General features: G+C 67.6%; 2 protein-coding genes. Both read right to left on the reverse strand.

Features of this window, described 5'->3' with window-relative positions:
• A partial coding sequence (locus ACFSL4_RS37360) for an alpha-amylase family glycosyl hydrolase (protein WP_465269779.1) occupies positions 1 to 179 on the reverse strand: 179 nt, incomplete at its 3' end.
• Positions 176 to 1840: alpha-1,4-glucan--maltose-1-phosphate maltosyltransferase (locus ACFSL4_RS37365; RefSeq protein ID WP_381092573.1), on the reverse strand; the 1665-nt coding region annotated here is incomplete at its 5' end. The genes ACFSL4_RS37360 and ACFSL4_RS37365, both read right to left, overlap by 4 nt.

A 1840-nucleotide genomic window follows, 5' to 3' on the forward strand; every position in this document is an offset into this window, starting at 1 on the left:
CACTGCAGATAGTCCAGCTTCGCCGTCAGCCCCTTCAGGTCGCCCACGCCGTCGCCGTTGCTGTCCTGGAAGGACCTGACCAGGACCTCGTAGAAGACGGCACGCTTGAACCACTCCGGATCGCGGTCCGCGGCGGGAGTGTCCTCGAAGGTGTCCGGGACGGGCTCGTTGACGATCATCGTGTGGGTGACCCTCCGATCTGCGGTGAGGACGGTCGCAGGACGGTCAGCACGTGCGCGGGGCCATCGCCCGGCGAAAGACGCACATAGTTGGCCCTGCCCCAGTGGTAGGTGACACCGGTGAGCTCGTCGCGCACCGGCACCGACTCGTGCCAGTCGAGACCGAGCCGCGGCATGTCCAACGAGACCGTCGCCTCCTGGGTGTGGTGGGGATCCAGGTTCACGACCACCACAACCGCGTCCGGACCCGAACGCTTGCTGTACACGATCACCGCGTCGTTGTCGGCATGATGGAAGTGCAGGTTCCTGAGCCGCTGCAGAGCGGGATGCCGGCGCCGGATCGCGTTGAGCTTCGTGATCAGGGGCGCGATGCTGCGCCCCTCCCGCTCCGCGGCCTCCCAGTCCCGGGGCCGCAACTGGTACTTCTCCGAGTCCAGATACTCCTCACTGCCCTCCCGCAACGGCACGTTCTCACACAGCTCATACCCGGAATACACCCCCCACGACGGCGACAGCGTCGCCGCCAGCACCGCCCGCACCTCGAACGCCGGCCGCCCCCCACGCTGCAGATACGCATGCAGGATGTCCGGCGTGTTCACAAAGAAGTTCGGCCGCATATACGCAGCCGTCCCGCCCGACAACTCCGTCAGATACTCCGTCAGCTCCCGCTTCGAATTCCGCCACGTGAAATACGTGTACGACTGCTGGAACCCCACCGCCGCCAACGCCCTCATCATCGCCGGCCGCGTGAACGCCTCCGCCAGGAACACCACATCCGGATCCGACCGCCCGATCTCCCCGATCACCCGCTCCCAGAACACCACCGGCTTCGTATGCGGATTGTCCACCCGGAAGATCCGCACCCCATGCCCCATCCAGAACCGCAGAATCCGCAGCGACTCCGCCACCAGACCCTCCATATCCGCATCGAAATACAGCGGATAGATGTCCTGGTACTTCTTCGGCGGGTTCTCCGCATACGCCACCGACCCGTCCGCCCGATGCAGGAACCACTCCGGATGCTTCGCCACCCACGGATGATCCGGCGAACACTGCAACGCGAAGTCCAGCGCCACCTCCAGCCCCAACTCCCGCGCCCGCCCAACAAACCAGTCGAAATCCCCGATCGTCCCCAACTCCGGATGCACCGCGTCATGACCCCCCTCCGGCGACCCCACCGCCCACGGCACCCCCACATCCCCCGCACCCGCCGAGGGACTGTTGTTCGGCCCCTTGCGAAACGTCGTCCCGATCGGATGCACCGGCGGCAGATACACCACGTCGAACCCCATCGACGCGATCACCGGCAACCGCCGCGCCGCCGACCGGAACGTCCCGTGCGGACGCCCCACCGTCCCCTCCGACCGCGGAAAGAACTCGTACCACGACCCGAACAACGCCCGCTCCCGCTCCACCAGCAACGCGAACGGCCCCACCGCCGACACCGACTCCCGCAACGGACACGACGCCAGCACCGCATCCACCTCCGGCGCCAACGCCCCCGCCAACCGCGCCACCGGCGGCCGCGACTCATCACGCAGAACACCAGCCGCCGCCAGAAGCACCTCCCGACGGGGTCCTTCCGGGACTCCGGCGGCGGCCCGCTCGTACAGGTCGGCGCCCTCCTCCAGGACCAGGGCGACGTCGATCCCCGCCGGGAT

The sequence above is a fragment of the Streptomyces caeni genome (assembly GCF_042678285.1).
GTDB classification, from domain to species: domain Bacteria; phylum Actinomycetota; class Actinomycetes; order Streptomycetales; family Streptomycetaceae; genus Streptomyces; species Streptomyces caeni.